The sequence below is a fragment of the Streptomyces johnsoniae genome (assembly GCF_031845565.1).
In the GTDB taxonomy this organism is placed as follows: Bacteria; Actinomycetota; Actinomycetes; order Streptomycetales; family Streptomycetaceae; genus Streptomyces; species Streptomyces johnsoniae.
In genome coordinates this window covers 138,004-164,439 of sequence record NZ_JAVREV010000004.1, presented here as the reverse complement: position 1 = coordinate 164,439, position 26,436 = coordinate 138,004, and the positions used below count along the sequence as shown (strand labels likewise).

Annotated in this window: 25 protein-coding genes and 1 pseudogene; 15 read left to right on the top strand and 11 right to left on the bottom strand. The window is 73.3% G+C overall.

The window, feature by feature from the left end; all coding sequences use genetic code 11:
- The first annotated feature begins 10 nt into the window (after positions 1-10).
- Positions 11-502 carry an NUDIX hydrolase gene (locus RM779_RS08910; RefSeq protein ID WP_311617130.1) on the top strand — a complete coding sequence of 164 codons (492 nt, stop codon included), beginning with the start codon at positions 11-13 and terminating at the stop codon, positions 500-502.
- Positions 503-535: 33 nt separating this feature from the next.
- On the opposite strand, the gene RM779_RS08905 is transcribed toward RM779_RS08910, so the two are convergent.
- From RM779_RS08905 to dhaK, 3 genes are read right to left on the bottom strand one after another with little or no spacing between them, the layout of a single operon-like run.
- A complete protein-coding gene (locus RM779_RS08905; protein ID WP_311617129.1) occupies positions 536-949 on the bottom strand; it encodes a PTS-dependent dihydroxyacetone kinase phosphotransferase subunit DhaM in 414 nt (137 codons plus the stop codon).
- The gene (gene dhaL / locus RM779_RS08900) at positions 942-1,538 is read right to left on the bottom strand and encodes a dihydroxyacetone kinase subunit DhaL (protein ID WP_311617340.1); all 597 of its coding nucleotides are present in this window, start codon (positions 1,536-1,538) and stop codon (positions 942-944) included. The genes RM779_RS08905 and dhaL overlap by 8 nt, the downstream gene beginning before the upstream one ends.
- Before the next feature lie 22 nt (positions 1,539-1,560).
- Positions 1,561-2,553 (bottom strand): dihydroxyacetone kinase subunit DhaK, encoded by a 993-nt coding sequence (gene dhaK / locus RM779_RS08895; protein ID WP_311617128.1) that lies wholly within the window; start codon positions 2,551-2,553, stop codon positions 1,561-1,563.
- A 232-nt stretch (positions 2,554-2,785) separates the two neighbouring features.
- Here dhaK and RM779_RS08890 point away from each other — a divergent pair, with 232 nt between their 5' ends.
- Positions 2,786-3,934 carry a glycosyltransferase family 4 protein gene (locus RM779_RS08890; RefSeq protein ID WP_311617127.1) on the top strand — a complete coding sequence of 383 codons (1,149 nt, stop codon included), beginning with the start codon at positions 2,786-2,788 and terminating at the stop codon, positions 3,932-3,934.
- 3 nt (positions 3,935-3,937) lie between these two features.
- On the opposite strand, the gene RM779_RS08885 is transcribed toward RM779_RS08890, so the two are convergent.
- Positions 3,938-5,098 carry a DegT/DnrJ/EryC1/StrS family aminotransferase gene (locus tag RM779_RS08885; protein WP_311617126.1) on the bottom strand — a complete coding sequence of 387 codons (1,161 nt, stop codon included), beginning with the start codon at positions 5,096-5,098 and terminating at the stop codon, positions 3,938-3,940.
- Between the two features lie 138 nt (positions 5,099-5,236).
- On the bottom strand, positions 5,237-5,995 hold the full coding sequence (locus RM779_RS08880; RefSeq protein ID WP_311617125.1) for a GNAT family N-acetyltransferase: 759 nt from the start codon (positions 5,993-5,995) through the stop codon (positions 5,237-5,239).
- Positions 5,996-6,186: 191 nt separating this feature from the next.
- Here RM779_RS08880 and RM779_RS08875 point away from each other — a divergent pair.
- Positions 6,187-6,726: pseudogene (locus RM779_RS08875) on the top strand (ATP-binding cassette domain-containing protein); the annotation flags it as partial.
- Positions 6,727-6,760: 34 nt separating this feature from the next.
- Here RM779_RS08875 and RM779_RS08870 read toward each other — a convergent pair.
- Entirely contained in the window at positions 6,761-7,057 is a 297-nt protein-coding gene (locus RM779_RS08870; RefSeq protein WP_311617123.1) for a glycoside hydrolase family 71/99 protein, read from the bottom strand.
- Here RM779_RS08870 and RM779_RS08865 point away from each other — a divergent pair.
- Positions 7,052-7,567, top strand: coding sequence for a mycothiol transferase (locus RM779_RS08865; RefSeq protein ID WP_311617122.1), 516 nt, complete (start codon positions 7,052-7,054; stop codon positions 7,565-7,567). The genes RM779_RS08870 and RM779_RS08865 overlap by 6 nt on opposite strands.
- 33 nt (positions 7,568-7,600) lie before the next feature.
- Here the strand turns inward: RM779_RS08865 and RM779_RS08860 are convergent, their stop codons facing one another.
- Positions 7,601-8,653: a LacI family DNA-binding transcriptional regulator gene (locus tag RM779_RS08860; protein ID WP_311617121.1), complete on the bottom strand. Its 1,053-nt coding sequence runs from the start codon at positions 8,651-8,653 to the stop codon at positions 7,601-7,603.
- A 296-nt stretch (positions 8,654-8,949) separates the two neighbouring features.
- Here RM779_RS08860 and RM779_RS08855 point away from each other — a divergent pair, with 296 nt between their 5' ends.
- From RM779_RS08855 to RM779_RS08840, 4 genes are all read left to right on the top strand, one after another.
- Positions 8,950-10,929, top strand: coding sequence for a glycoside hydrolase family 127 protein (locus tag RM779_RS08855; RefSeq protein WP_311617120.1), 1,980 nt, complete (start codon positions 8,950-8,952; stop codon positions 10,927-10,929).
- Positions 10,926-12,224 carry an ABC transporter substrate-binding protein gene (locus tag RM779_RS08850; protein ID WP_311617119.1) on the top strand — a complete coding sequence of 433 codons (1,299 nt, stop codon included), beginning with the start codon at positions 10,926-10,928 and terminating at the stop codon, positions 12,222-12,224. Before RM779_RS08855 ends, RM779_RS08850 begins: the two co-directional genes overlap by 4 nt.
- A 16-nt stretch (positions 12,225-12,240) precedes the next feature.
- Positions 12,241-13,215 carry a carbohydrate ABC transporter permease gene (locus RM779_RS08845; RefSeq protein ID WP_311617118.1) on the top strand — a complete coding sequence of 325 codons (975 nt, stop codon included), beginning with the start codon at positions 12,241-12,243 and terminating at the stop codon, positions 13,213-13,215.
- 81 nt (positions 13,216-13,296) lie between these two features.
- Positions 13,297-14,196, top strand: coding sequence for a carbohydrate ABC transporter permease (locus tag RM779_RS08840; RefSeq protein ID WP_311617117.1), 900 nt, complete (start codon positions 13,297-13,299; stop codon positions 14,194-14,196).
- Positions 14,197-14,234: 38 nt separating this feature from the next.
- Here RM779_RS08840 and RM779_RS08835 read toward each other — a convergent pair whose 3' ends face one another.
- Complete coding sequence (locus tag RM779_RS08835) at positions 14,235-14,390, bottom strand: hypothetical protein (RefSeq protein ID WP_311617116.1); 156 nt, start codon at positions 14,388-14,390, stop codon at positions 14,235-14,237.
- 54 nt (positions 14,391-14,444) lie between these two features.
- Between RM779_RS08835 and RM779_RS08830 the strand changes: the two genes are divergently transcribed.
- From RM779_RS08830 to RM779_RS08820, 3 genes are all read left to right on the top strand, one after another.
- Positions 14,445-15,743: a bifunctional class I SAM-dependent methyltransferase/N-acetyltransferase gene (locus RM779_RS08830; RefSeq protein WP_311617115.1), complete on the top strand. Its 1,299-nt coding sequence runs from the start codon at positions 14,445-14,447 to the stop codon at positions 15,741-15,743.
- Positions 15,744-15,975: 232 nt separating this feature from the next.
- A complete protein-coding gene (locus RM779_RS08825; RefSeq protein ID WP_311617114.1) occupies positions 15,976-17,172 on the top strand; it encodes an AAA family ATPase in 1,197 nt (398 codons plus the stop codon).
- A 35-nt stretch (positions 17,173-17,207) separates the two neighbouring features.
- A complete protein-coding gene (locus RM779_RS08820; protein ID WP_311617113.1) occupies positions 17,208-18,830 on the top strand; it encodes a VWA domain-containing protein in 1,623 nt (540 codons plus the stop codon).
- 31 nt (positions 18,831-18,861) lie between these two features.
- Here the strand turns inward: RM779_RS08820 and RM779_RS08815 are convergent, their stop codons facing one another.
- The 3 genes from RM779_RS08815 to RM779_RS08805 all read right to left on the bottom strand — a co-directional run bounded on the left by RM779_RS08815 (position 18,862) and on the right by RM779_RS08805 (position 21,565).
- Entirely contained in the window at positions 18,862-19,878 is a 1,017-nt protein-coding gene (locus tag RM779_RS08815) for a pyridoxal-phosphate dependent enzyme (protein ID WP_394813254.1), read from the bottom strand.
- A 316-nt stretch (positions 19,879-20,194) separates the two neighbouring features.
- Complete coding sequence (locus RM779_RS08810) at positions 20,195-20,740, bottom strand: sigma-70 family RNA polymerase sigma factor (protein WP_311617339.1); 546 nt, start codon at positions 20,738-20,740, stop codon at positions 20,195-20,197.
- Positions 20,741-20,974: 234 nt separating this feature from the next.
- The gene (locus tag RM779_RS08805; protein ID WP_311617111.1) at positions 20,975-21,565 is read right to left on the bottom strand and encodes a hypothetical protein; all 591 of its coding nucleotides are present in this window, start codon (positions 21,563-21,565) and stop codon (positions 20,975-20,977) included.
- Between the two features lie 474 nt (positions 21,566-22,039).
- On the opposite strand from RM779_RS08805, the gene RM779_RS08800 reads away from it, so the two are divergent.
- The 4 genes from RM779_RS08800 (at position 22,040) to RM779_RS08785 (ending at position 26,354) form a co-directional block, all read left to right on the top strand.
- Positions 22,040-22,801, top strand: a complete 762-nt coding sequence (locus RM779_RS08800; RefSeq protein WP_311617110.1) for a class I SAM-dependent methyltransferase — start codon at positions 22,040-22,042, stop codon at positions 22,799-22,801.
- A gap of 13 nt (positions 22,802-22,814) precedes the next feature.
- Entirely contained in the window at positions 22,815-24,041 is a 1,227-nt protein-coding gene (locus RM779_RS08795; RefSeq protein ID WP_311617109.1) for an ATP-grasp domain-containing protein, read from the top strand.
- The gene (locus RM779_RS08790; RefSeq protein WP_311617108.1) at positions 24,038-25,171 is read left to right on the top strand and encodes a sulfotransferase; all 1,134 of its coding nucleotides are present in this window, start codon (positions 24,038-24,040) and stop codon (positions 25,169-25,171) included. Before RM779_RS08795 ends, RM779_RS08790 begins: the two co-directional genes overlap by 4 nt.
- Before the next feature lie 226 nt (positions 25,172-25,397).
- Positions 25,398-26,354 (top strand): glycoside hydrolase family 43 protein, encoded by a 957-nt coding sequence (locus RM779_RS08785; RefSeq protein ID WP_311617107.1) that lies wholly within the window; start codon positions 25,398-25,400, stop codon positions 26,352-26,354.
- Positions 26,355-26,436 lie beyond the last annotated feature (82 nt).

Genomic DNA, 26,436 nt, shown 5'->3' with positions numbered 1-26,436 from the left:
GCTCGGGCCCATGAGTACTCCTGGCTTCATCCGTGACCTGCGTGCCCACATCGGCCACGGGCTGCTGTTCCTTCCCGGGGTGAGCGCGGTCGTTCTCGACGATGCGGGCCGCGTGCTGCTCGGCCGCCGTGCGGACAACGGGCTCTGGGCGCTCATCTCCGGCATCTGCGAGCCGGGGGAGCAGCCCGCGGAGACGGCCGTGCGCGAGGTGTACGAGGAGACCGCCGTGCGCTGCACCGTCGACCGGGTGCTGCTCGTGGAGACGCTGGAGCCGACGCGTTACCCGAACGGCGACGCCTGCCAGTTCCTCGACATCTGCGTGCGCGCCCACGCCGTGGGCGGCGAGGCCCGTGTCAACGACGACGAGTCGGTGGAGGTGGGCTGGTTCCCGCTGGACGGACTGCCGCCGCTGCGGGAGTTCGCGCTGGCGCGGATCAAGCTGGCCACGGAGGACGGCCCCACCTGGTTCGCGCCGGGCGGCGAGGCGCCCGCGGCGGACTGACTCCGGGCCCGTGGCGGGGCGGCGGGCCATGGGTCAGATTTTGCGGTAGGTGTACGCCTCCCCGGCCGCCCCCGCGACGGCCGACAGGTCCCCGCCGGCCGAGGCGGTGACGAGTGCGGCGACGGCGCCCTCCAGGAAGGGGGCGTCCACCAGCCGTGTGTCCCGCGGGAGTTCGTCGCCCTCCGCCAGCATGGCCTGAACGGTGAGCACGGCGCTGCCCAGATCCGCGAGGACGGCCACCCCGGCTCCCCGGTCGGCCTCCCGCGCCGCCTCGGCGATCAGGTCGGCACTGGTGCCGAGACCGCCGTCGGGGGTGCCGCCCGCGGTGGCCACCGGGGCCAGGTCGCCGCCGCCCGCGAGTCCCGCGGCGAGACGGGCCACCGACTCGGCGACCTCCCTGCTGTGCGAGACCAGAACGAGGCCCACGGCACCGGCGCGCTCAGGCATCCGCCGTCACCTCGGCCAGGGCTTCGAACAGCAGCGTGGCGGAGGCGGCCCCCGGGTCCATGTGCCCCTCGCTCCGCTCGCCCAGATAGCTGGCCCTGCCCTTCCTCGCCCGCAGCGGAACGGTGGCCTCCGCGCCCCGAGCCGCGGCCCGCGCGGCGGCGGCGGCGTCCGGCAGTGCCTCCACCGCGGGACGCAGCGCGTCCAGCATCGTCTTGTCGCCCGGGGCCGCGCCGCCGAGCTGTGCCACGGCCTCCACTCCGGTGGCCAGGGCCTGGCGCAGCTCTTCGCCGCCGACCCGTTCGGCATCGCCCAGCGCCTTGCCGGTGCGCCGCAGCAGCGTCCCGAACAGCGGGCCCGCGGCGCCGCCGACCGTGGACACCAGGGTCCGCCCCGCCAGCAGCAGCACCGCCCCGGGAGTGGCGGGCTCCTCCTTGTCCAGGGCCGCGGTGACCGCGGCCGTTCCGCGGCGCATGTTGCTGCCGTGATCGGCGTCCCCGATGGCCGAGTCCAAATCGGTCAGGCGGTCCGCTTCCCGTTCGACGGCCAGTGCCGCCGTGGTGAGCCAGCGCCGGAAGAACCCGGCGTCCATCTCAGCCACCTCTGCGCTCCTCTCAGCGACCCCACCGCAGGCCCGGCGTGCTCACCGGGGCGTCCCACAGCCGCAGCAGTTCGTCGTCGGCCTGGCACAGGGTCACCGAGCAGCCCGCCATGTCCAGCGACGTCACGTAGTTGCCGACGAGCGTACGCGCCACCGCGACGCGCCGCTCGCGCAGCACGCGCTGCACCTCGGCGTTGAAGCCGTACAGCTCCAGCAGCGGCGTGGCGCCCATCCCGTTGACCAGGACGAGCAGCGGGCCGCCGGGGCGCAGGTCCGCCAGCAGGGTGTCCACGGTGTAGTCGGCGATCTCCCCCGAGGTCATGATGCGGCGGCGCTCGCGGCCCGGCTCGCCGTGGATGCCGATGCCGAGTTCGAGTTCGCCCGCGGGGAGGTCGAACGTGGCACTGCCCTTGGCCGGGGTGGCCGGTGCGCCGAGCGCGACGCCGAAGCTGCGCGAGGAGTCGGCGACCTGCTGGGCGAGCGCGGTCACGCGCTCCAGCGGCGCCCCCTCCTCGGCGGCCGCGCCCGCCACCTTTTCCACGAACAGCGTCGCGCCGGTCCCGCGGCGGCCCGCGGTGTGGGTGCTGTCCTCGACGGCCACGTCGTCGCGGACGAGGACCTTCGCGACCTGGATGTTCTCGTCCTCGGCCAGCTCGGCGGCCATCCGGAAGTTCAGCACGTCCCCGGTGTAGTTCTTCACGATGAACAGCACCCCGGCCCCGCTGTCCACGGCCGCCGCGGCCCGCACCATCTGGTCGGGGACGGGGGAGGTGAACACCTCGCCCGGGCAGGCCGCGTCGAGCATCCCGGGCCCGACGAAGCCGCCGTGCAGCGGCTCGTGGCCGGAGCCGCCGCCCGACACCAGCCCGACCTTCCCCGCCACGGGCGCGTCCCGCCGCACGATCACCCGGTGCTCGACGTCGACGACCAGCTCGGGGTGCGCGTCGGCCATTCCGCGCAGCGCGTCGGCGACGACGCGTTCTGCCACGTTGATCAGCATTGTCACGGGCTGTCCTCCTGACGGTTGCGTCTTCGGCCGGACACCAGGGTACGGATCTTGCCCGTCTTCCACAGCGCCCTCGGCGCGGACACGGGGGGCCTTTTCGTGCCGGGTCCGGCCGGTGCTGGTTCGGACCTGTGTGCGGCGATCCGTCCGGGGGAACCCGGCGGCCCCGGCGGGAAGACATTCCGGGACGGCGTCGACGGTGAATCGAGGCAGGCCGGTGAAAATCGCACTCGTGGCCCAGAGATATCCGCCGATCGCGGGCGGCGGCGAGACGCATATCCAGAATCTGGCCGACGGCCTCTCGGGGCGCGGATATGACGTGACCGTGTTGACGAGCGACCCGGGGGCCGAGGCGCGGCGGTATCGCCATGCGGGGGTGTCCATCGAATACGTCGACGGTTTCTGGGCGGCCTGTCAATCCCTGGAATGCAAGGACGCGGTGGTCGATCTGTATGCGCGGCTCTCGGGGCGGGCCTGGGATCTCGTGCACGTCTTCAACCACGTTCCTGCCCTGCTGCCGAGTTGGCTGCGCGCCGCCGTTCCCCAGCCGGTGTGCGTATCGCTGTTCGAAACGCAGGTTCCCGCGGGGCGGGTATTCGGTCTGTGGGGGGATTACGCCCTTGAAAAGGCGCTGCAGCGTTCGCTGTTCGGGCAGCTGGCCGCCGAACGTGTGATCTGCGGTTCGGAGGCGTACCGGCGCTGGGCGCTGGCCGGTGGCGCCGCGGAGGAGCGGATTCGGGTGGTTCCGTTCGGTACGGAGACGCGCCGGTTCGCGCGGGCCGGTGCGCTGCGCGCCGTCGCGCGCCAGGCGCGCGGCCTCGGCGGCGAGTTCGCCGTGCTCGTTCCGGCGCGGCCGGTGCGGCGCAAGCGCATCGAGGACGCGCTCCGCGCGCTCGCGCTGGTGCGGCGGGAGCGGCCGGGGGTGCGGCTGATGCTGACGCTGCCCGATCGCACCGCCGACTCGGAGTACGTCGGCGAACTGCGGCTGCTGGCCGCCGATCTGGGACAGAGCGACGCGGTGTGGTGGGAACGGGGCCCCGGCTGGCAGGACATGCCCGAGCTGTACGCCGCGGCCGACGCCGTGCTGCTGCCGTCCTCCCACGAGGGCTTCGGCATCGCGCTGATCGAGGGCATGGCGGCGGGCCGCCCCGTGATCACCAGCGATGTGGAGGGGCACGACGAGATCGTGACCCACGCGGAGACGGGCCTGCTCTACCCCGCGGGCGACGTCGAGGCGCTCGCGGACCGGCTGCGCGCCGTGGCGTCGGGGGCCGGGGTGCCCGGCATGGTCGAGCGCGCGAGGGAACTGGCCCGCGCGCGGTTCGACGTGGCGGCGATGGTGGCGGGCCACCACCGGGTCTACCGCGAGCTGGTGGAGTGAGCCTCAGCGCAGCGCGGCGCCGAGCGCGTCCAGCATCTCGGCGGAGACGTGCGGCCCGTTGCCGATGTAGAAGCCGTGCCGGTGCACGTGATCCGCCACCGGGGTGGGCGCCGCGGCCCTGACCCGGTCGCTCGTGCGGACGAACGGCTGCGCCAGCAGGTTGCCCGCGACGATCGGGCGGGCCTCGATGCCGAGCCGCTCCGCGGCCGAGCGCGCCCGGCGTGCGCCGTCGGTGTCCTCGGCGATCAGCGGCAGCGTGAAGGAACTCGCGCCCTCCGTCGCGTAGTCGCGCCACAGATAGGGCGGCAGCACGCGCAGGAAGTGCGCCAGGTTGGCGTTTCTGCGCCGGATCGCCCCGTCGAGCCGGTCCAGCTGGCGCAGCCCGAGCAGCGCGTTCAGGTCGGTGGAACGCAGGTTGAGCCCCGGCACCATGAAGAGGAACCGCGGGTCGACGTCGGGGTGATCGGCGGCGAACCGGTCGAAGTGCTCGCTCTCCCCGGCCAGGCCGTGCGAACGCAGCAGCCGCAGCCCGTCGAGCACCTCGGGATCGTCCGAACTCACCATCCCGCCTTCGACGGTGGCGACATGCTGCCCGAAGTAGAACGAGAACGTGCCGGCCAGCCCCGCGGTGCCGACGTGCGCGTCGGCGAAACGGGTCCCGGCGGCCTCGCAGCAGTCCTCCAGCAGAATCACGCCGTGCCGGGCCGCGGTGGCGACGAGGTCCGGGGTGAGGGCGTTCAGCCCCAGCAGGTGGACGACGAACAGCACGTCGATCTCCCCGCGTTCCATCGCCGCGCACGCCGCGGCGGAGTCGATGCCCAGCGTGGTGCGGTCCACGTCGAAGAGCACCACCTCGTGGCCCAGGAGCAGCGCGGGGCTGATGGTCGTCGCCCGGGCGACGGCGGGCGCGCCGACCCGCAGCGGGCCCGGCTTCGCGCGGCCGGCCGCGACGAGGGCTGCGAGGTTGGCCGAGGAGCCGGAGTTGACCATGACCGAGCCGCGGACGCCGATCCGCTCGGACCAGCGACGTTCGAGGTCGGCGACCAGCTTCCCCTGCGCCAGCCAGGGATCGCTGCCGAGCCAGTCCGCGAGGGCGGCCAGGTCCTCGCGCGAGATCGTGTGGTCGGCCAGGCGCCAGCGGGCGGGAATCGGGTGCGTGCTCAACTGCGCGGTCCTTCCGGTGCGAAGAGACGGAGGAGCGACGAACGGCCCGCCGTGCCGGGGGAGTCGGCACGGCACCGAGCGGAACAAATGCGGGTAGACGCGGAATAACGGTACGCGCGGCCCCACCGCGCGGCAAGGTCAGCCGATCTTCCACAGCCAGCCGAGGGGGCGCAGCCCGAGGGTGCGCGCAACCGACCGGGAGGCGGCGTTCTCCGCGGTGGTGCTGTAGAACAGCACCTCCTTGGTGCGGCCCTCGCGTCCGGCCCAGGCCGCCACGACCGCGGGCCCGATGCGGCGGCCGCGGAAGTCGGGGCGGGTCCAGATGCCGGCCTCGGCCGCCGTGGCGTTCCTCGCGGGGGAGAAGCAGATGGACACCGGCCCGTTCCCGTGGGTGGCCATGGCCCATTCCCCCAGCTCGCCGCGGATCAACTCGCCCCACTCGCCGGGCTCCCAGTTGTCCGGGCGGTCCAGCAGCCCGGCCGCCCGCTTGCCCCCGGCGTCCGACACGATCACCGGCAGGGACGTCGCGTGGCCCCCGGCGAGGCGGCCGGGGAAGACGTAGCTGGGCCCGCCCTCGACGGCGGCGCCCGCGCCCAGGGCCTCGGCCAGGCGGCCGACCGCCCGCGGGACCCCGCCCGGCGCGTCCTCCCGCGGCTCGCCGCCGCCCGAACCGTCGCCGCCGCCCGAACCATCCGCGTCGTCAAGGCCGTTGAGGCCGTCGGGGCCCGGCTCCGCAACGCCGGGTCCGAGCGCGAGCAGCCGCGTTCCCGGGGACCAGGCCCACACCGCACGCACCTTCCGGTCCCTCAGCCGGGCGGGCCGCCTCCCCGCGGTCCGGTCGAGCCCGTAGATCGTGTCCACTTCCAGCGCAAGCAGCTCCGCCTCGTTCCGGTCCATGCGGCAAGGCTAGCGGCTCGCGGTGCCGCACCGTGACCGGATGGCTACCGGGTCAGCTCCCTCGCCTGGGTCTCAAGACGCCGCGCGCTGACCACCGCGCCGCCCTCGTCGAGCACCACCTCGGCGGGGCAGGGCCGGCCGGCGAACGCGACGGCGTTCGGGATCTCCAGCACGTCGAGCCCTGGTGGGCCCCCTCCGGGGCCGGCAAGTCCAGTCTCGGGCGGCTGCTCGCGGGGATCGACGCGCCGCGCGCCGGCCGGATCACCGTGGGAAACGTGCCGGTGGCCGAGCTCGGCCCGAGCCGGCTGCGCCGCCAGGTGGTGCTGGTCACCCAGGAGAACCACGTCTTCGTCGGCACGCTCCGCGGCAACCTGTCGATCGTCGCCCCCACGCCTCGGACGGCCGGCTCCGTTCGGTACTCGCCGCGGTCGCCGCGGACTGGCTCGACGAGCTGCCCGACGGCCTCGGCACCGAGTTCGTGGCGGGCGGCCACCGGCTCGACGCGGCGGCGGCCAAGCAACGCGCGCTCGCCCGCCCGCGTCGTGCCGGCCGACCCGCACACCCTGATCCTCGACGAGGCGACGGCGCTGCACGACGCGGACCGGGTGGCGGTCATGAAGGAGGGCCGCCTCATCGAGGTGGGCGCGCACGACGACCTCGTGGCCAGGGGCGGGGCGTACGCCGCCGTGTGGGACGCCTGGCACGGTCGCCCGGCCGGTCCTTCCTGGTGAGCACCGGCCAGCGGTGCGCGCCGCCCGGTGCGGGTCAGGAACGGGCGCGGGCCGCGGTGAACCGTTCGGTCCAGTACCGGGTGCGGTCCAGGTACGCGGTCTCCGCGGCGGCGCCGGTCGTGCCGTAGGCGCCCGCGAAGGTCAGGTAGCCGTGGCCGGGCGGTGGGCTGGCGGAGGCGGGCTCGATCATGGTGCCCTCGTGCCACTCGTTGAAGGACGTGATCGACACCCAGTCGGGCGGGCCGCCGTTCTCCGGTGCCAGCGCGCCTGACCACTGGGCGTCGTAGGTCGCGCCGCGGCACCGCCCGTTCCGCAGGGAGTCCCGATGCACAGCGCCGATCTCCTCGCCGAGGCATTCGACCGGGTCCGGCAGGCCGTCCACGAGGCCGTGGCGGGGCTGACCGGCGACCTGCTCGCCGAGCGCCCGGCCGCCGGGGCGAACTCCGTCGCCTGGCTGATCTGGCACCTCACGCGCGTGCGGGACGACCATGTCGCCGACGTCGCGGAGCGGGAGCAGGTCTGGACCGCGGAGGGCTGGGCGGGCCGGTTCGGCCTGGCTCTGCCCGCCTCCGACACCGGGTACGGGCACGGGCCTGGGGAGGTGGCCCGGGTCCGCGTCGCCGACCCCGCCCTGCTCACCGGCTACCACGACGCCGTGCACGCCGCGACGCGCACCCATATCCGCGGGCTGGACGACGCCGCGCTCGACCGCGTCGTCGACCGCGGCTGGACGCCGCCCGTCACCCTCGGCGTTCGCCTGATCAGCGTCGTCTCCGACGACCTCCAGCACGCAGGTCAGGCCGCCTACCTCCGCGGCCTGCTGCTCGGCAGCGGCACCTGACGGCGCGTCACCTGCCGCCCGCCGCAGCCACGTTCACGTCGAGTCGCGGATCACCAGCCGGCACGGCAGGTACTCCACGCCGCTCCTGGCCCGGCCGTCGATCGCCTCCAGCAGCCGCACGGCGGCGGCGCGGCCCAGCTCGCCGAGCGCCATGTCGACGGTGGTGAGCGGCGGGCGGCAGGCGGTGGCCATCACGTCCCAGTTGTCGAAACCGGCCAGCGCGATATCCCCCGGAACGGTGCGCCCCACCTCCCGCAGGCTGTCCGCGGCGCCGCGGGCGATCTGGTCGCTGCCGCAGAACACCGCGTCGCACCGCGGGTCGGCGTGCAGCACGTGCTGTACCGCCTGCCGCCCCCACGGCTCGTTCCACTCGCCGTACAGCACCTTCCCGGCCGCGGGCGCGAGACCCGCCTCGGCCAGCGTCCGGCGGAAGGCGGCGGCGCGCACCTGGGAGGAGTGGTGCCGTGCCGGGCCGGTGATGTGCGCGATGCGGGAACGGCCCGCGGCGATCAGATGCCGCACCGCTTCGCGCGCGCCCTGTGCCTCGTCGGGGGCCACGGACAGGTCCTGCGCGCTCTGCGAGGGCGCCATGGCGTAGACGACCGGTACGTCGAGGAACTGCCGCAGCGGCGGCCGGGGATCGGTGCGCCGCCCGGCGACGATGATGCCGTCGACGCGCCTGGAGGCCAGCGCCTGGAGGTGGTGCCGCTCGCGGATGGCGTCGCCGCGGGTGTCGCAGAGGAACACGGAGATCTCGCCCGCGCCCAGCGCGTCCTCGGCGCCGAGCAGCACCGGCAGGCTGAAGCGCCCGACGTGGTCGGTGGTGAGCAGGCCGACGGTGAAACTGCGGCCGCTCAGCAGGCTGCGGGCCATCTCGTTGGGCCGGAAGCCGAGTTGCCTCGCGGCGTCGGCCACCCGCGATCTGGTCTCCGCGCGCAGCTTGCCGCGGTTGTTGAGGGCCTTGGACGCGGTGCCGACCGACACTCCGGCCAGGGCGGCGACGTCGGCGATGGTGACACGCGGCCTGGCCGGGGCCCGCCTGCCGTCCGGCCGCGCCTCCCGCCTGCTGCCCTGTGAATCGGACAAACCTTTTCCCCACTCCTCGCCCGCGGGTGCGAGCGCCGAATCCTGAGCACCGTCCGCCCGGCCGGGACCCGGACCGCCGGACGGTCGATCATACTCCGGGCGCACACCTCTTGACCCGCCGATCCCGGCGCACCTAGATTCCGAGACGACATTTGAGGAAACCCTTTTCCTTGATTGCCGCCGAGGCGACAGTCGAAGAAGCGTCCGAGACGCAGTCGAGATCACTGCCCGCGCCGCGCACCGCCCTCAGGGAGCACCACATGCCCGTCCGTACCGGACCCGTCCACGGACCCCTCATGCCGACCGAATCAGCCCGCACCGCGCTGCGGCCCGCGAGCGACGCCGAGATCACCGGGGGCCTCTGGGCCGCCCGCCGATCGGTCAACGCCGACGTCAGCGTGCCCGACGGCTACGAACGCCTCACGGAGGCCGGTAACTTCCACAATCTCCGGCTCGCGGCGGGCACCGCGACCGGCGAGTACGTCAACAACCTGCCGTTCCTCGACTCGGACGTCTACAAGTGGCTGGAGGCCGTCGCCTGGCAGCTGGGCGACCCGGCCACCGGCGCCGACGAGGCCGCCCGGCTGACCGAACGGGTCGAGGAGGTCACCCGCCTGCTCGCCGAGGCGCAGGAGGAGAGCGGCTACCTCCAGTCCTACTACCAGGTGGTGCGCCCGGAGCGGCGCTGGGCCGAGCTGGACTGGGGCCACGAACTGTACTGCGCGGGGCACCTGATCCAGGCGGCCGTGGCGCACCGGCGCACCACCGGCAGCACTGGGCTCCTCGACGTCGCCCGCCGCTTCGCCGACCACATCGACACGGTCTTCGGCACGGCGGAGGGCCGCATCGACGGCGTGTGCGGCCACCCCGAGATCGAGACCGCGCTCGTCGAGCTGTACCGCTGCACCGGCGAGGAGCGCTACCTGACGCTGGCCCGCTACTTCATCGACCGCAGGGGCCACGGCCTGCTGCCCGTCGGCCGCTTCGGCGACAAGTACTGGCAGGACCACGTCCCGGTGCGGGACGCCGACGCGGTGGCCGGCCACTCCGTCCGCCAGCTGTACCTGCTCGCGGGCGAGGTGGACGTCTACGCGGAGACCGGCGACACCGGCCTGCTCGCCGCCTCGGAACGGCTGTGGGAGGAGATGGCCGCCACCAAGACCTACCTGACCGGCGGCCTCGGCGCCCACCACACCGACGAATCCTTCGGCGACCCCTACGAACTGCCCTCGGAGCGCGCCTACACCGAGACCTGCGCGGCCATCGCCTCCGCCATGTTCAGCTGGCGGCTGCTGCTCGCCACCGGCCGCGCCCGGTACGCCGACCACATGGAACGCGTCCTGTTCAACGGCTTCCTCTCCGGCGTCTCGCTGGACGGGGCGCACTACTCCTACGTCAACCCCCTCCACGTGCGCGACGGCCATGTGCCCGGCGGCGGCGACCGGCTGGCCTACCGGACCCGCTGGTTCCACTGCGCCTGCTGCCCGCCCAACGTCATGCGCATGCTCGCCGCCCTGCCGCACTACCTGGCCGCGCGCGACGGCGAGGGCCTCACACTGCACCAGTACGCGACCGGCACCTACGCGGCCGAGGCCATCGGCGGCGCGACCGGCCGCGCCGCCGTCGAGGTCGCGACCGACTACCCGTGGAACGGCCGGGTGCGCGTGACCGTCACCGAGGCCCCGGACGCCGACTGGACCCTCACCCTGCGCGTCCCGGCCTGGTCGTCCGGCGCCTGGCGGGCCACGGCGGCGGGCGAGCCCGTCGAGGCGGACGCGGAACGGGAGGGCTGGCTGCGTATCCGCCGCCGCTGGCGGGCGGGCGACACGGTGGACCTCGACCTGGACCTCGCGCCGCGGCTGACCGCGCCGCCCTCGCGCGCCGACGCGCTGCGCGGCTGCGTCGCCATCGAACGCGGGCCGCTGGTCTACTGCATCGAGGGTGCCGACCACCCCGAGGGCACCGCGCTCGACGACCTGCGCATCGACCAGGCCCGGCCGCTGCGCGAGGCCGAGGCGCCCGGCCTGCTCGGCGGCATCGTCACCGTGCACGCGACGGGCGCCGCCGCCCCGCCCGCGGACACCGGCGACTGGTGGCCCTACGGCCCGGCCGCCGTCGCGCCTGCCGAAGCGGCCGGGGAGCGCGCCGAGTTCACCGCCGTCCCCTACCACCTGTGGGGACACCGCACGCACGCCTCGATGCGGGTGTGGCTGCCCGCGCTCGGCGCGGCGGGCGGCGCCGGCGGCGGACCCGCGGCGAACGGAGCGGTCCGGTGAACCGTTCCGCGCCCCCGCGGCGCGGGGCGCGGCTGGTGGCGGCGCTCCTCGCGGTCTGCGCGCTGGCCGTGACCGGCTGCGGGGGCGGCGGCGACCAGGGCGGCCCGGTCACGCTCGACCTGTGGGCCAGATCGGACCAGGCGGGATTCATGGCGGAGATCGTTGACGCGTTCAACAGCGCGCACGACGACGTCCAGGTCGAGCTGACGCTGCTGCCCGCCACGAATTTCGTGCAGAAGCTCGGCGTCGCGGTCGCCAGCGACGCCGGGCCCGACCTGGCCTCCATCGACCTGGTGTACGTGCCGTTCTTCGCCTCCTCCGGCGTGCTGGCCGACATCACCGAGCGCAGCGAGGCCCTGCCGGACACCGACGCGCTCAGCGCTCCCCACCTCGACCAGGGCACCTACCAGGACCGCCGTTACGCCCTGCCGTTCACCGGGGAGGCGTCCCTGCTCTTCTACAACAAGGACCTCTTCCGCCGGGCGGGGCTCGATCCCGCGCAACCGCCCCGCGACTGGGAGGAGTTCACGGAAGCGGCGCGACGGATCAGCGACCTGGGCGAGGACGTGCACGGGTACCACTTCTCCGGCAGGTGCGGAGGCTGCAACGTCTTCACCCTCTCGCCGTTCATCTGGGCGGCCGGCGGCAACGTCGTCGAGGGCGAGGCCGGCGAGGAACGCCCGGTCGTCGGGGAGGACCCGGCCGTCACCCGCGCCCTTGAGCTGTACCGGACCCTGTGGCACGACGGCCTGACAGCGCCGCAGGCGGCGGCCGACACCGGCGCCCAGGCCCTGGCGCTGTTCGGCAGCGGCCGGATCGGGATGTACCCCACGGGCGCCTTCGCGCTCGACGAGATCCGCGGCACCTATCCGGACGTCGACTTCGGCGTCACCCCCATCCCCGGCCCCGAGGGCGGCAGTTCGTCGTTCACCGGGGGCGATGACATCGCCATCACCAGCGGCTCCGACCACCAGGACGCCGCCTGGACCTTCATGGAGTGGTCGGTGCGGCCCGACGTGCAGGAGATGATCTCAGGACTCGGCACCGTGCCCGTCCACACCGAGGTGGCCCTCGGCCCCTACAGCGAACGCGGCCCCGAGTACGCCGCGCTCGCCGAGGCCCTGGTGAACGGGCGCACCATCCGTAGCGTTCAGGAGAACGCACTGTTCAACGCCAGCACGTCGCCCTGGGCGACGATGATCGCGCGCGGCGTCTTCGGCGAAAGTCCGGACAGCGTCGACCGCGCGGTCGCGGAAGCCCAGGACGCCATGGCCAACATCCTGTCCCGCGGCTGACCGCAGGGAGATTTCCATGACCCGCCGCAGGGGCGGCACCGTCGCCGCCCGCTCCGCCTCCTCCGCACCGTCCCCATCGACCCCGGCCGCTTCGGCGCGCGCGCCGCGCAGGCGCGCCGAAGGGCCGGCCAGACGGCGTTCGCTGACCGGGCTGCTGCTGATCAGCCCCGCGCTGCTGCTGGTCGCCGTGTTCTTCCTGGCCCCGCTCGGCCTCACCGTGTGGATGTCGTTCCACAAGTGGCCGCTGCTCGGCACCCCCGAGTGGTCAGGATTCGACAACTACGCCGCGATGCCCGGTGACAGGACCTTCCTCGACGCACTCGGCTACACCGTCCTGTACACGGTGATCATCACCCCGCTGCTGCTGTTCATCGGCCTCGGCCTGGCGTTCCTCGTGCGCGACCAGCGGCGCGGCGTCGGCATCTTCCGCACCGTGTGGTTCCTCCCGTACGTCTTCGGCTTCGCCTCCTCGGCCTACCTCTTCCTGTGGCTCTTCGACTCCTCGGTGGGCTTCGTCGACCCGGTACTGATGGACCTCGGGCTGACCGACGCACCCGTGCAGTGGATGAACTCCGCGGACACCGCCACCACCGCGGTCATCGTGATGGTGGTGTGGAAGGTCGTCGGCTTCCAGATGCTGCTGCTGATGGCCGGGCTCCAGTCCGTCCCCGACGAGATCAACGAGGCGGCCCTGATGGACGGTTCCGGCCGCTGGTCGACGCTGCTGCGCATCACGCTGCCGCTGCTGCGCCGCCACGTCGCCCTGGTCCTGGTCTTCTCGGTGTCGGGGTCGATGCTCGCGTTCGAGCAGTTCTTCATCATGACCGGCGGCGGTCCCGGCAACGAGACGCTCACCGTCGTCAACTGGATCTACAACAGCTCCTTCGCCAACTTCCAGCTCGGCTACGGCTCGGCGCTGTCCGTCCTGCTCCTGGTGCTGCTGATGATCGTGAACGGAATCCAGCTCTTCCTGCTGCGCGAACGCGACTGACCCCGGAGTGCCGATGCCTGCCGTCCGCCCCGCCCGCCGTCCCGCCGGCCCGCCCGCCGACCGGGAAGTTACGGAGAACTCATGTCCGCCGCCTCTGCGTTGACCGCCCGCACCCGGGGTCCGCGCCGCACGCGCGGCAGCGACCGCCGCCGGGGGAAGATGCCCGCCTGGGCCTGGTGGACGGTGTGCTCGCTGATCGCCGTCATGTTCCTGCTGCCGCTGATCGCGCTGCTGGTCACCGTGTTCAAGACACCGGAGGCGGCCACCGCCAGCCCGCCGTCCTACTTCCCGGAGGCGGTGTCCACGGACAACTTCTCGGCGCTGACCGACAGCCGCGAGGGCCTGTGGCGTTACGTCGCCAACACCTTTCTCGTCTCCTGCGGCACGGTGCTGCTGACCGTCACCGTCGCCACCCTCGCGGGGTACGGCTTCGCCCGCTTCCGCTTCCCGATGCGCGAGCCCCTCTTCGGCACCGTGCTGCTGTGCATGATGATCCCCTTCCAGGCGATCCTCACGCCGCTTTACATGGTGCTGCGCTTCCTGCACCTCCAGAACTCGCTGATCGGGCTGATCTTTGTCTACGCGACGTTCCAGCTGCCGATCTCCGTCTTCCTCATGCGCAACTCCTTCGAGCAGATACCCAAGGCCCTGCCCGAGTCCGCGCAGATCGACGGCTGTTCGAGCCTGTCCGCGCTGTGGCGCGTCCTGCTGCCCGTGGTCAGGCCGGGGGCCGTGTCCGTCGCGCTTTTCGCGTTCTTCTCGGCCTGGAACGAGTTCCTCGCCGCCCTGGTCCTGCTGTCCGACGAGGCGAAGTTCACCCTGCCGATCTTCCTGACCGCGCTGGCCTCCGGGCAGCTGGGCACGATCAACTGGGGCGTGCTGGAGGCCGGGGTGCTGGTCACCATGATCCCGTGCGCGGTGATCTTCCTCATCCTCCAGCGCTACTACGTGCGCGGCCTGGTGGCGGGCTCGGTCAAATGACCGCGGGACCGGGCCGCCCCGCGGCTCCCGCGCTCCTGTTACGGTGGCGTGAGCCGGGACAGCGGGTCCCGGCCGTGGTCGATGAGGGAGGTGAGGTTGATGACCGTCGTGGCGGCTGCCGTTCCGTGCAGCGTCCGGGCCATCCTCACGTCCCGGGCCCCGGCCTGACCCACGTCCGCCGTGCGTGAGCCCATCGGCTCACCGGCGTTCCCGCGTGCACCGGGGCCCTCTCTCCCAGGGAATCCACGTTGTCCACTTCTTCACCAGATCACCACATCGACGCCCTGCTCGACCTGCACCGCGGTCTGCCGCGGCAGGGCCCCGGCTCCGACGCCACCACCCGCCGCCTGCTGGCACTCGCCGGCGAGCTGCCCGCCCGGCCCCGCGTGCTCGACGCGGGCTGCGGCCCGGGGCGCGCGGCGCTGCTGCTCGCCGCCGAGGCGGGTGCCGACGGCGCCGATGTCGTCGCCGTCGACCTGCACCGCCCCTACCTCGACGAGCTGGACACCGCCGCTGCCCGGCTCGGCCTGGGCGCGCGCATCACCACCCTCGCCCGCTCCATGACCGAACTCCCGTACCCCGACCACAGTTTCGACGTGATCTGGGCCGAGGGCTCGGTGTACACCGTCGGCTTCGACACGGCGTTGCGGGCCTGGCGCCGCCTGCTCGCGCCCGGCGGCGTGCTCGTCGTCACCGAGGCCGAGTGGGCCACCCGCGCCCCCTCGCCGGAGTCCAGGGCGTTCTGGGACGCGGCCGCCCCGCTGCGCACCACGGGCGCCAACGTCACGGCCGCCGAGGCCGCGGGCTACCGGGTGGACGCCGTGGTGCCGCTGCCGGAGAGTGACTGGTGGGCCGAGTACTACGACCCGCTGGCCGAACGGATCGCCGCGGCGGACACCGGCCGGCCCGGCATGGCCGAGGCCGTCGCCGCGTCGGGTGCCGAGATCCGGCTGCGGCGCGAGTACGGACGGGAATACCGGTACACCGGGTACGTGCTGCGGCACGATCCGCGGCCGGGGGCCACCGGGCACGACGGCCCGGGGCTCTGGCACGTCCGCCCGGAGACCGCGGCGGACGCGGCGGCGGTGCGGGAGGTGCTGCTTGCCGCGTTCCCGACGCCGCTGGAGGCCGACCTCGTCGACGCCCTGCGGACCGACGCGGGGGCCTGGCGGCCGGGCCTGTCCTTCGTCACCTGCACGCCCGACGGGCTGCCCGCCGGGTACGCGCTGCTGACCCGCTGCCACATCGGGTCGGCGCCCGCGCTCGCCCTCGCGCCCTGCGCGGTCCTGCCGGCCCACCAGCGGTCAGGCGCCGGTTCCGCCGCGATCCGCGCGGCGCTCGGCGCGGCGCGCGCGGCGGGGGAGGACCTGGTCCTGGTGCTCGGGCACCCGGAGTACTACCCGCGGTTCGGCTTCGTGCCGGCCTCACGCTTCGGCATCCGCGTGCCCTTCGAGGTGCCGGACGAGGCGATGATGGCGCTGCCGCTCGCCGAGGACCGCACCGTTCCGCAGGGCACCGTCCGCTATCCGGCGGCCTTCGGGCTCTGATCGGCCCGCGGTGCCCGGCCGGGGCCCCCGGCCGGGCACCGGAAGCCGTTTACCGCGGGCGGACTTCTCACCGATGCCAGGTGCCATTGCATGAGCAGAGGAATTGTCATCGACGCCGAAGGGTGAAATCGCACCAACTCCGGGTTGGCATAATGACGGGCGCGGGGCGGGCCGGCCCCCGCGCCCCTTCGACGCCGAGCAGGGTTTCCGAGCAGGGTTTCCGAGCAGGGAGATGGCGATGGACGCACAGGTCACGGCGGGGCGACTGCGGGCGATCACCGGTGAGCTGTCGGAGCTGTTCTACGAACGGGACGACGTGGTACGGACGTTGACGGTGGCGATGCTGGCCGGTCAGCACTCGCTTGTGCTCGGCCCTCCCGGCACCGCGAAGTCGGAGCTGGCCCGCGAGCTGACGGGACGGATCGAGCACGCGAACTATTGGGAGATCCTGCTCAGCAAGTTCACCGCGCCGACCCGGATGTTCGGTCCGATCGACGTGGGCGCGCTGAGCCGGGGCGAGTACCGGCAGATATTCGACGGCCGCGCGACGACGGCGCATATAGCCTTCATAGACGAGATTTTCAAGTGCTCCACGGCCGCGCTCAACGAGACCCTCGGGTTGCTCAACGAGCGCGTTTATCACCCGGAGAACGGCGGCGAGCCGATTCACTGCCCCTTGATCAGCGCCATCACCGCATCCAACGAGCTGCCCACCGGCGACGACAGTGCCGCGATCTACGACCGGCTGCTGGTGCGGCTCGAAGTGGGATATCTCGCCGACCCCTCCAACTTCGCGGGGCTGGTGCGTTCCGCCGTCGCTGCCCCGGCCGCCCCGGTCAGGACCACCGTGGAGCTGACCGAATTGCAGCAGGTCGTGACCGATGTCGTGCCGGCCGTGGGCGTTCCGGACCCGATCGTGGATGCCGTGTGCACCCTGCGGGCCGCCCTGCGCCGCAAGGAGCTGATCGCATCCGACCGCCGTTGGCGGCAGTCGGTCCGGCTGCTCCAGGCGAGCGCGTTCCTTGACGGCCGCGAGCAGGTGGACGAGAGCGATCTGTCGACGCTCACCCACGTGCTGTGGGATTCTCCCGCCCAGCGCCCGACCGTCGAGCGCGAGGTCCTGCAACTGGTCAACCCCGACGCCAAGGAGGCGCTCGACCTCGCCGACGCCATCGAGGAGCTGGAGGCCGAACTGGACGCGAAGGCCGGCCAGTCCCGCGAGGCCCTGAGTGACTGGGCGATCAGGGAAGCGATCACCAAGCTCAACAAGGCCGGTAAGAAGCTGGAGAAACTGCACAAGGAGACACGGGCCGCCGGACGCTCAACGGCCGCCGTCGAGCGCGTGATCACCCGCCGGCGCGCCGTCCATGCCCGCGTCCTGACCGAAGCGCTCGGAATGGACGCGAGCATCGTGCAGGCCCAGCTCTGAGCGGCGAGGGGACCGGGTATGCGAGGGGACCGGGCATGGGCGAGGCCCTGAGCCACATCAACGAGCTGGCGGGCCGCGCCGGGCAGTGGCTCGGCCCGGCCGGCGGCACCGAGCGGCCGAAGGCGACCGCAGCGGTGGCCGCCGACCGGTTCGACACGATGGCCTGGCGCGAGATCTACGCCCAGGTCGCCGTGCTGCGGGACCTCGCGGACGACCTGAACGGGCGCTACGACCACACCGAGGACCTGCTCTCCGACGTGTTCCTGGCCGCCTACAAGGTCAGCCCCCGGGTGCGCGAGCGGGCCGAGATGGACCCCTCGCGGCTGGTCAACCACCACGTCATCACGTGCATGACGGGCAGCCCGGCGTTCGCCGGGCTGCACCGCGAGACGTCCGGCGACCCCTATGCCGCCGCGATGGCCGTGCTGGCCCAGTCCGACGCCCTGCGCCGGATGCTGGAGTGGGCGAAGGACGCGGCGGAGCGGGCCCGGCGGGCGAAGGACGCCCAGGAGGCGGCCGAGCAGGCCGCGGCGGCCGTCGCGGAGGCACTTCAGCTGGCCGCCGGGGCGGCGGACGAGGCCGGCGCGGTGCCGGACGGGGCGGCCGCAGCCCTGACGCGGGCGATCGAGACGGCCGGGGCCGCCGACGCCGCCGCGCGGCAGGGCCGCCATGAGGCCGAGCAGGCACTCGCCGCCGCGGCGGCCGGTATCCGTGCGGCCGCGCGCAACACCACGGCCAAGGCCGCCGAGCAGGCCGGCGAGGAGACCGCGCTGATGCGCGCGTGGGGGGTGGGCCCCGGTGAGCTGGAGCGGATGCCGTTCGACCAACGGGCCCGGCTCGCCGAACGGTTGCGTTCGGGCCGGCTGGGGCGGTTCGCGGATCTCATCGGCCGGTTCCGGCAGATGGCCACCGGCGAGCGCGCCCGCAAAGTCGAGCAGGCCACGGGCGAGTTGGTCGGAATCACCCTGGGCGACGACCTCTCCCGGGTCATCCCCTCCGAGCTGGCCAACCTCGGCGTACCGGCGATGAGGAGCGTGTTCGCCGCGAAGTACGCCGAGGCCCGGCTGATGCTCTACGACAGCCGTGGAGAGCAGACCACCGGAAAAGGCGCCATCATCGCGTGCGTCGACTGCTCGTACTCCATGGACGAGCCCGGCCCCGGCGGGGTTACCGCGGAGGCGTGGGCCAAGGCGTGCGCCCTGGCCCTGCTGGACCAGGCCCGCCAGGGGCGGCGCGATTTCGTCGGCATCCTGTTCTCCTCCGCCGAGCGCGTGAAGGTGTGCCGCTTCCCGGCCTCCGAGCCGGCCGGTATCGCCGGCGTGCTGGACTTCGCCGAACACTTCTTCGGAGGCGGTACCGACTACCAGGCGCCGCTCTCGGCGGCCGTCAGGCTGCTGGCCGAGGAGTTCGACACCGACGGACGCCGGCGCGGCGACATCGTGATGATCACCGACGGGGAGTGCGAGGTCACCGAGGGGTGGATGCGCGGCTGGAACGACGCCAAGCACACGCTCGGCTTCCGTTCCTTCGGCGTGGCCATCCGTGCCCCGGGTGCCGTCGAGCCGGGCACGGCCCTGGACGCCCTGTGCGACAACCTCCGCGGCATCGAGGACCTGACCGACATCCACGCGGCCGGCGACCTCTTCCGGGTCATCTGAGCCACGTCCTCGGCGGGCGCCGGCCGGGCCGTCACGACGGGCGCGCGTGCTCCCTGCCCCGCCACTCCATGACGGACCAGGGCGGCGCCAGGTCCTCGTGCGTCGTGATCTGGTGCGGCTTCAGGCCGCGCGGGTCGGGCGCCTCACGGTGGCGGGTGAAGGCGCGCTCGACATAGCGGTGCCCGGTGTCGGGGCCGATGATCAGGTGGGTGCGGCCGGGGCTGCGGGCCGCCTCCCAGCCCGCGGCGAGGTGCGCGGCGCCGGTGGAGAGACCGGCGAACACCGCGTGGCCGCGCAGCAGCGCGACGGCCCCGGCCAGCGCGTGGCCGAAGCCGATCCAGTGCAGCGTGTCGTACAGGTGGTGGCGGACGTTGTCGAACGGGATGGCGCTGCCGATGCCCGCGATGATCGCCTCCGGGTCCTGGAACCGTTCGCTGCCGAACGTGACGCTGCCGAACGGCTGGATGCCGACCAGCCGCACGGTGCGGCCGCGTTCCCGCAGCGGCAGGACGAGCCCGGCGGTGGAGGCGCCGGTGCCGACCGCGCCGACCACGGTCAGCTCCCGGTCCGGCAGTGCGGCGGCCACCAGGTCGGCGAACTCCCGGTAGCCCGCGTAGTGGACGGCGTCGTGGTACTGGCGCATCCAGTGCATGTCCGGGTGGCGCGCGACCAGTTCACGCACCCGCCGCACCCTGCGTTCCTGGTCGAGGCGCAGGTCCTGCGAGGGCGGCATCTGGTCGACGGTGGCGCCGAGGATCTCCAACTGCACGCGCATGGTGGTGTCGACGGTGGTGGAGGCCACGATGTGGCACCGCAGCCCGTGCCGGTGACAGGCCATGGCGAGCGCCAGTGCGTATATGCCGCTCGAACTGTCCACCAGGGTCTGCCCCGGCCGGATGGTGCCCTGCTCCAGCAGAGCGCGGACGGCGCCGAGCGCCGCATAGACCTTCAGCGTCTCGAAGCGCGCCAGCACGGTGTGGGGCGTCAGCCTGATCAGGTCGGGCGCCTTGATGGCGTCGGTGATGTGCTCGTGCACGGCCCATTGCATAGCGTCGCCACCTCGGATGGAAAATCGCGCCCACGGTACCCGGAATGGGCGTGAAGAATGGTGAACTGCCGGGGCAGAATGAGAGCATTGAGGGCGACGTCCATTGTGCCCGGGGCGGCCTGCCTCAAAACGCTTCGTGCGCCCCCTGATTGAGAGGGGCCGACAGGGAACCGCGCCCGGATTCCGTACGACAAATAATGGGGGAGTATCGTCCCGGTGCGCGGAGATCATCGCGTTAAGGGCCCGTTGACCTGGTCCTATCCGCGTTCCGTGCCGCTCCCTTTCTATGACGGAAACGGCACGGAACGCGCCGGTGTCAGTGCGGTGTTTCGCCGTGCTCCGCAGTGGCGAGCTGCGAAATGAGAGCCTGTCTCGCCCGTGCGACCCGGGATCTCACGGTGCCGATCGGGCAGCCGCTCGCCGCCGCGGCCTCGGCGTATGGCATTCCCAGGATCTGGGTGAGCCGGAACGCCGTTGCGCGGTCGGAAGGCAGCCGGGCGAGAAGTTCGTTCAACGCGACGCCCTCCTCGAATCCCGGTATGTTTCCGTGCTGTTTGCTTTCGACCGCGGACATCCAGTCGGCCGTTTCGGCGAGCCGTGGCCTTGAGCGCTCGTACCTGATGCGGTCGATCAGGGCCCGCCTGGCGATGGACAGCAGCCAGGTGCGGGCCGAGGAACGGCCCTCGAAGGACGGCAGACTCCGCAGGGCGCGCAGGAGCGTGTCCTGCGTCAGGTCCTCCGCGCCCTGCGGGTCGCCGCTGAGCCGGATGAGGTAGCGGTGGAGGTCGCCGCGCACGGCGCGGACGAAGAGTTCCGCGGCGCGCGGGTCGCCGCCGCGCGCCGCCAGGGCCCAGGCCGTCACGGTGGCGTCGTCGGGGCGGCCGGCCGGCCGGTCGCCGGGGGAGGGGCGGCGGTCGTCGGTTCCCGGCCGTCGGCCGTGGCTGCCGGAGGGTTCCGGCTCGCCGCGGGGCACGGCAGCAAGGGTGGGGGTCACAGTCCAGTCGCCTTTCGCGTGAACCGCGCCGTTGCAGCTCAGGGGCACGGTGGGGAAGGGAGGCCGGGGCTGCCGGAGTTCGGGGGCGGGGGGCCGCCCAGGTCAGGCGGGGGAGACCCGGCCGTGGCGCCGTGCTGCCGCGAGGGCAGCGGCGGGCGCGGGCGGGCCGCGGGACCCGGTGCGCCGCACGAGCAGCAGCTGCCGCAGCACCCTGCTGCCGTCCGGGCCCGGCACCGCCCGCCCGCCGGGCGCCGGTGCGGGGCTCGGCGCGGACCGCGGGACGGGCACCAGCACCCGCAGGACGGCCCACCGCAGGAGCGCGAAGACGGCGCGCTCCCCGGACCACAGCCACCCCGCGCTCAGCAGGGCCACGGCCAGATGGGCGGCGATCATGCCGGCCGTTCCGCCCGGCAGGCTGTGCGCGGCCTCGGCCACGGACGCTCCTGGACCACCGCCGGAGCCCGGGGGGTGGCCGTGTGCCAGATGTGACGTCAGGCCGGCGTCGTGCACCACGCGCAAAGCTTCGCCGTGGCTAAGGGCGTGGGCCTCGGCCGGGCACAGCACCCGCTCCGCCATCCACTGCGCGGCGGAAGCGGATGAACTCGTGGCGGTGGGCGGCGGCGCGGCCCGCACCTGGCCGAAGGAGAAGAGCACGTGCAGCAGCGCCTGGGTGGCGAGTGCCGCCGTGATCACCGCGACGCGTCCGCGCTCGCGGCCCGTGAAAGCGAGAGCGCCCGCCCAGATTCCGAGGAATGCCGCGGCAAAGACCCAGGACGGTACCGGAGTTCCGGACATCATCTCGTGGCCGGAAACGGCGAGCACCACGCAGAGCCCCGAAAATACGGCTGCCCGCGCGACTCGCAACACCCGGCCCGCTTCCATGACTCAACCATGGTGACACCGCCCGGTCCGGGTGACGATATGCCAGGCAGCACTTTCCTCGGGGGAAAACAAATGTCCCGGCCGGGGAACCGGGTCGGCATGCCGTACGACTTCTCAAGTGAATGGGTGCTGTGTCCCCCGGTCGAACGGCCCCAACACCCGTGGTGCGGTGGGAACTCAGCGCTGCTCCACGCCGACAGAAAGAGGTGGACGATACCGCGCCGACGGCCGGAACCTTACCGCCCGCACAGGGCGGCCACCCCCGGAAACGAGGTTTCTGTATCCATGCATTGGTACGAGGATGACGGTTTTTGGGTCGATTTCGCCGACGTCATGTTCTCCGAGGCGCGGCGCCGGGCGACCGCCGACCTCGTCGAACGTTCCCCGCTGCTGGACTTCCCCGCCGGCACGCGCGTACTCGACCTGTGCTGCGGTCCCGGCCTCTACGCGGTGCCGCTGGCCCGCCGCGGCTGCGCCGTGACCGGCGTCGACCTCAGCCCCGCCATGCTGGAACGGGCCCGCGCCGCCTGCGCGGCGGCGGGTGTTGACGCGCGGCTGGTCCACGGCGACATGCTGACGCACATCGAGCCGGAGACGTACGACGTGGTGCTCAACGTCTTCACGTCCTTCGGTTACTTCGCCCGCGAGGAGGACAACCTGCGGGTCCTGCGGAACGCCTACGACTCCCTGGTTCCCGGCGGCCGGCTGCTGATCGACATGATGGGCAAGGAGGTGCTGGCCGGCTGGATCGGGCGGCCCCAGGTCGTCGAGGCGGGCGACGCCTACGTGGTCCAGCGGGACACCATCCTGGACGACTGGACGCGCCTGCGCACCGACTGGACCCTCGTCCGCGGCGGGATCGCGCGCGAGGCGTCGATCACCTCCGCCCTGTACAGCGCGGCCGAACTGCGGGCCCTGTTCCACCGGGCCGGGTTCACCGACGTCGAGGCTTACGGGGACTTCGACAAGGTGCCCTACGACAACCACGCGAAGCGCCTCATCGTGCGCGGCACCCGCCCCGCCGCCGGTGCGCGGACCGGGCAGTGAGGGGAGGCCCCCGATGACCATTGCCGCCCTGGAGGCGCTGACCTTCGGCCTCGACCGGATGGCCGCCGCGGCGGCCGGCGCCGGTCACCGGCTGTGCCTGCTGACCGGGAACCGGGCCGTCTACCGCCACGAGCTGGCGCGGCTCGCCCCCGACGCGCCGCTGGACATCGTCGACGTCGACACCCACGACAAGGCCGCCTGCCGGGCCGCGCTGTCCGCCCTGCCGGGCTTGAGCGGCCTGATCAACTCCACCGACACCTGGAGCGTCCCCGCCGCCGAACTCGCCGCGGAGCTCGGCCTGCCCGGCCCCGACCCGGACTCGGTGCGCGTGCTGCGAGACAAGCTCCGCGTGCGCAACCTGCTGCACGAGCGGGGCGCGGGCCGCACGCGGGCGCACGCCGTCGTTCCCGGTCCTGGGGCCGCCGTCGGCGTCCTGCGGGAGGTCGGCCTGCCCGCGGTGCTGAAGGATTCCGCCGGCACCTCGTCCCGCAACGTCTGGCTGGTGCGCGACGAGCAGCGGCTGGCCGCGGCACTCGCCGAGGCGGGCGAACGTCCGTTCATCGGCGGCCTGTTCGCCGAGCCGTTCTTCGCGGGCCCCGTGTACAGCGCGGAGACCCTCAGCTGGGCGGGCCGCACCAGGCTGCTCGGGGTGCTCAGCCGCCAGATGTCCCCCGAGCCGCACGTCCGCGAGGAGGCGTCCGCGTTCCCCGTCGGCCTCCCCGGTGCGCAGGCGCGGCGGATCGAGGCGTGGGCGGACCGCACGCTGCGGGCCGCGGGGCACCTCGCGGGCTTCGCGCACGTCGAGTTCGTGCTGACCGAGAACGGCCCCGAACTGGTGGAGATCAACCGCCGCATCGGCGGCGCGCTGGTCGGCGAGGCCCTGTGCCTCTCCTTCGGCGTCAACGTCTACGAGGCCATGATCGACACGGCGCTCGGCCGCAGGCCGGCCCTGCTCGACGGCCCGGAGGCCGCCGGTCCCGCCACCGGCTTCGTCCTGAAGTACCCCGCGACCACGGGCACGTTGACCGGGTGGTCCGGTCTCGGCGGCCTGCACGCGTTCCCCGGCTCTCCCCGGTGGTACCCGACGATGGCGCCGGGGGACCGCGTGGAGCACCTGACCGACCAGCGCGGGTGCAGCGGCATCCTCCTCGCCGAGGGCGCGACCGCCGAACTCGCCCTGCACCGCGCGCTCAGCGCCGCGGGCAGCATCACACCCCTGATCGCGGACGCCGCGGCGTGACCGCACCGAGCGCCCCGGGCACCCCGAGCGCCTCGCGCCCGGCCCCGCACCCGATCCCGTCTCCCGAGGAGGACCACCAGGTGGAGAGCGTGACCTTCGTCGTCGGCACCGGGCGCAGCGGGTCGACGGCCCTGTCCGCCATTCTGCGGGCCCACCCGCATGTACTCAGCCTCAACGAACTGTTCGCCTCCCTCATGTCGCCGGAACGGGCCTTCCCGGCCGAGCCCGTCACCGGCGAGGAGTTCTGGCGGCTGCTGTCGCGCCCCAACCGCACCTTCGACGCGCTCGTCCGCAGCGGCGTGCCGATGGGGGAGTTCCTCTACCCGCGCCGTCCGGGGCGGTACTCGGCGGACGGCACCGGCATCCCGCTGCTGTGCATGATGGTCCTTCCGCACCTCACCGACGACCCCGACGGCCTGCTGGACGAGTTGGGGCCGCGGATCGTCCCCTGGCCGCGGCGGCCCGCCGCCGAGCACTTCGCCGCGTTCTTCCGGCTGCTGCGGGACCGGTTCGGCAGGCGGGCCGTGGTGGAGCGTTCCGGCTACTCGCTGCGCTGGGTGCCACACCTCCACCGGGCCTTCCCCCGGGCGCGGTTCGTCCACCTGCACCGGAACGGGCCCGACTGCGCCGTCTCGATGAGCCGCCATATCGGCTACCGCAAGATCATGCTGGTGACCGAGGCGCTCGGCATCGCCGGTGTCGCCAGCTCGTCCGAGCTGACTGAACGTCACCTGGTCGCCTTGCCGCCGCGGTTGGCCGGGCTGTTCGCCGACCGCTTCGACCCGGCCCTCGTCCTGGACGCCGACCTGCCGCTCGTCCGCTTCGCCACCCTGTGGTCCGAGATGATCGACGAGGGCGTCGCCGCTCTCGCCGACATCCCCGCGGAGCGGCGCACCTCGCTGTCCTACGAACGGCTCCTGGCGGACCCCGACCGTGAACTCGCCCGGCTCGCCGCGTTCGCCGGCCTCGACGTGCCGCCCGGCTGGCCGGCGGCCGCGCGCGGCATCCTCGATCCGGCCCGCCGCGACCTCGCGGGCCGCCTCACCCCGCGGGAACGGGCGGAGCTCGACGCCGCCTGCGCCCCCGGCGCCCGGGCCCTGGCCCTGGCATCAGGGAACGGCGCGGCCTGAGTCCCGCCGTCCGTTCCGCCGGTCGGGGCGTGCCGACGTGTCACCCGCGGCAGTTGAACGTCGCCGCCCGGCTGCCGTGCCGTACCCCTGGACACGTGCCCGCGGCTGTGCTGTCCTACCTGCCGGCCGCAATGTACATCGATGGAAACGCCCGCGGACCGGCCACCGGCCGGCGTCCCGGGCGGCCGCCCGACCCCCCACCCGACCCCCCACCCTGGAGCCGCAGATGTCTCCGTTGCCCTGGTTCCCCGGCAAACGGGCCCTCGCCGCCGCAGCCCTCGCCTCCGCCGTCGTCGTCACCACCGCCCAGCCGGCCGCCGCCGCGCCCCGCATCGTCATCGACACCGACTTCCCCGACCCCGACGTTCTCGCCGTCGACGGGACCTACTACGCCTACGCGACCAACTCGGGGGACGACAACGTCCAGGTGGCGAGTGCGGGCGCGGTGGACGGGACCTGGGAGCGGCAGGGCGATGCCCTGCCCCAGCTGGGCGACTGGGCCAGATCCGGGCTGACCTGGGCGCCGGACGTCTCCGAGCGACCCGACGGGTCCTACCTGCTGTACTACACCGCGCGCGACACCGCGTCGGACCGGCAGTGCATAGGAACGGCCGTGTCCGACAGCCCTGCCGGCCCGTTCGCCCCGGTCGGCGACGGGCCGCTGGTCTGCCCGGCCGAGGCGGGCGGCGCGATCGACGCCGCCTCGTTCACCGACACCGACGGCAGCACCTACCTGCTGTACAAGAACGACGGGAACGCCGTCGGGGCCGACACCTGGCTGTACCTCCAGCGCGTCTCCGCCGACGGCCTCACGCTCGAAGGCGACCCGGTGCGGCTGCTGAAGCAGGACCGGCCCGAGGAGGGGGGCCTGATCGAGGCGCCGACCCTGGTGGCCAGGGGCGGGAGCTACGTGCTCCTGTACTCCGCCGGGTTCTACGGCGACGGGAGTTACTTCACCGGCTACGCGACCGCCCCGGCGCTGACCGGCCCGTACACCAAGTCCGACACACCGCTGCTGACCACGGAGGAGACCGGCATCCCCGGCCCGGGAGGGCAGGACGTGGTCGGCGACGGCACCGACGACTGGCTGGTGTTCCACGGTGTGCTGAGCGAGGAGCCGCTGGTGCGTGGCATGTACGTGGCGCCGCTGCACTGGGCGGGGGACGTGCCGTCAGTCGGTTGACGGGTTGACGGGTTGACGGGTTGACGGGTTGACCGGTTGATCGGCTGACCGGCCGCCGGGCACGCGGCCGTGCGCCGCGTGC

Bases quoted from the DNA above. Each gene is read 5' to 3' on its own strand.
- RM779_RS08910 (WP_311617130.1), top strand. From the start codon at position 11: ATGAGTACTCCTGGCTTCATCCGTGACCTGCGTGCCCACATCGGCCAC.
- RM779_RS08880 (WP_311617125.1), bottom strand. From the start codon at position 5,995: ATGGACCGGAACGAGGCGGAGCTGCTTGCGCTGGAAGTGGACACGATC.
- RM779_RS08825 (WP_311617114.1), top strand. From the start codon at position 15,976: ATGGCGATGGACGCACAGGTCACGGCGGGGCGACTGCGGGCGATCACC.
- RM779_RS08815 (WP_394813254.1), bottom strand. From the start codon at position 19,878: ATGCAATGGGCCGTGCACGAGCACATCACCGACGCCATCAAGGCGCCC.
- RM779_RS08845 (WP_311617118.1), top strand. From the start codon at position 12,241: ATGACCCGCCGCAGGGGCGGCACCGTCGCCGCCCGCTCCGCCTCCTCC.
- RM779_RS08865 (WP_311617122.1), top strand. From the start codon at position 7,052: ATGCACAGCGCCGATCTCCTCGCCGAGGCATTCGACCGGGTCCGGCAG.
- RM779_RS08800 (WP_311617110.1), top strand. From the start codon at position 22,040: ATGCATTGGTACGAGGATGACGGTTTTTGGGTCGATTTCGCCGACGTC.
- RM779_RS08835 (WP_311617116.1), bottom strand. From the start codon at position 14,390: ATGGGCTCACGCACGGCGGACGTGGGTCAGGCCGGGGCCCGGGACGTG.
- RM779_RS08820 (WP_311617113.1), top strand. From the start codon at position 17,208: ATGGGCGAGGCCCTGAGCCACATCAACGAGCTGGCGGGCCGCGCCGGG.
- RM779_RS08905 (WP_311617129.1), bottom strand. From the start codon at position 949: ATGCCTGAGCGCGCCGGTGCCGTGGGCCTCGTTCTGGTCTCGCACAGC.
- RM779_RS08855 (WP_311617120.1), top strand. From the start codon at position 8,950: ATGCCGACCGAATCAGCCCGCACCGCGCTGCGGCCCGCGAGCGACGCC.
- RM779_RS08785 (WP_311617107.1), top strand. From the start codon at position 25,398: ATGTCTCCGTTGCCCTGGTTCCCCGGCAAACGGGCCCTCGCCGCCGCA.
- RM779_RS08795 (WP_311617109.1), top strand. From the start codon at position 22,815: ATGACCATTGCCGCCCTGGAGGCGCTGACCTTCGGCCTCGACCGGATG.
- dhaL (WP_311617340.1), bottom strand. From the start codon at position 1,538: ATGGACGCCGGGTTCTTCCGGCGCTGGCTCACCACGGCGGCACTGGCC.
- RM779_RS08840 (WP_311617117.1), top strand. From the start codon at position 13,297: ATGTCCGCCGCCTCTGCGTTGACCGCCCGCACCCGGGGTCCGCGCCGC.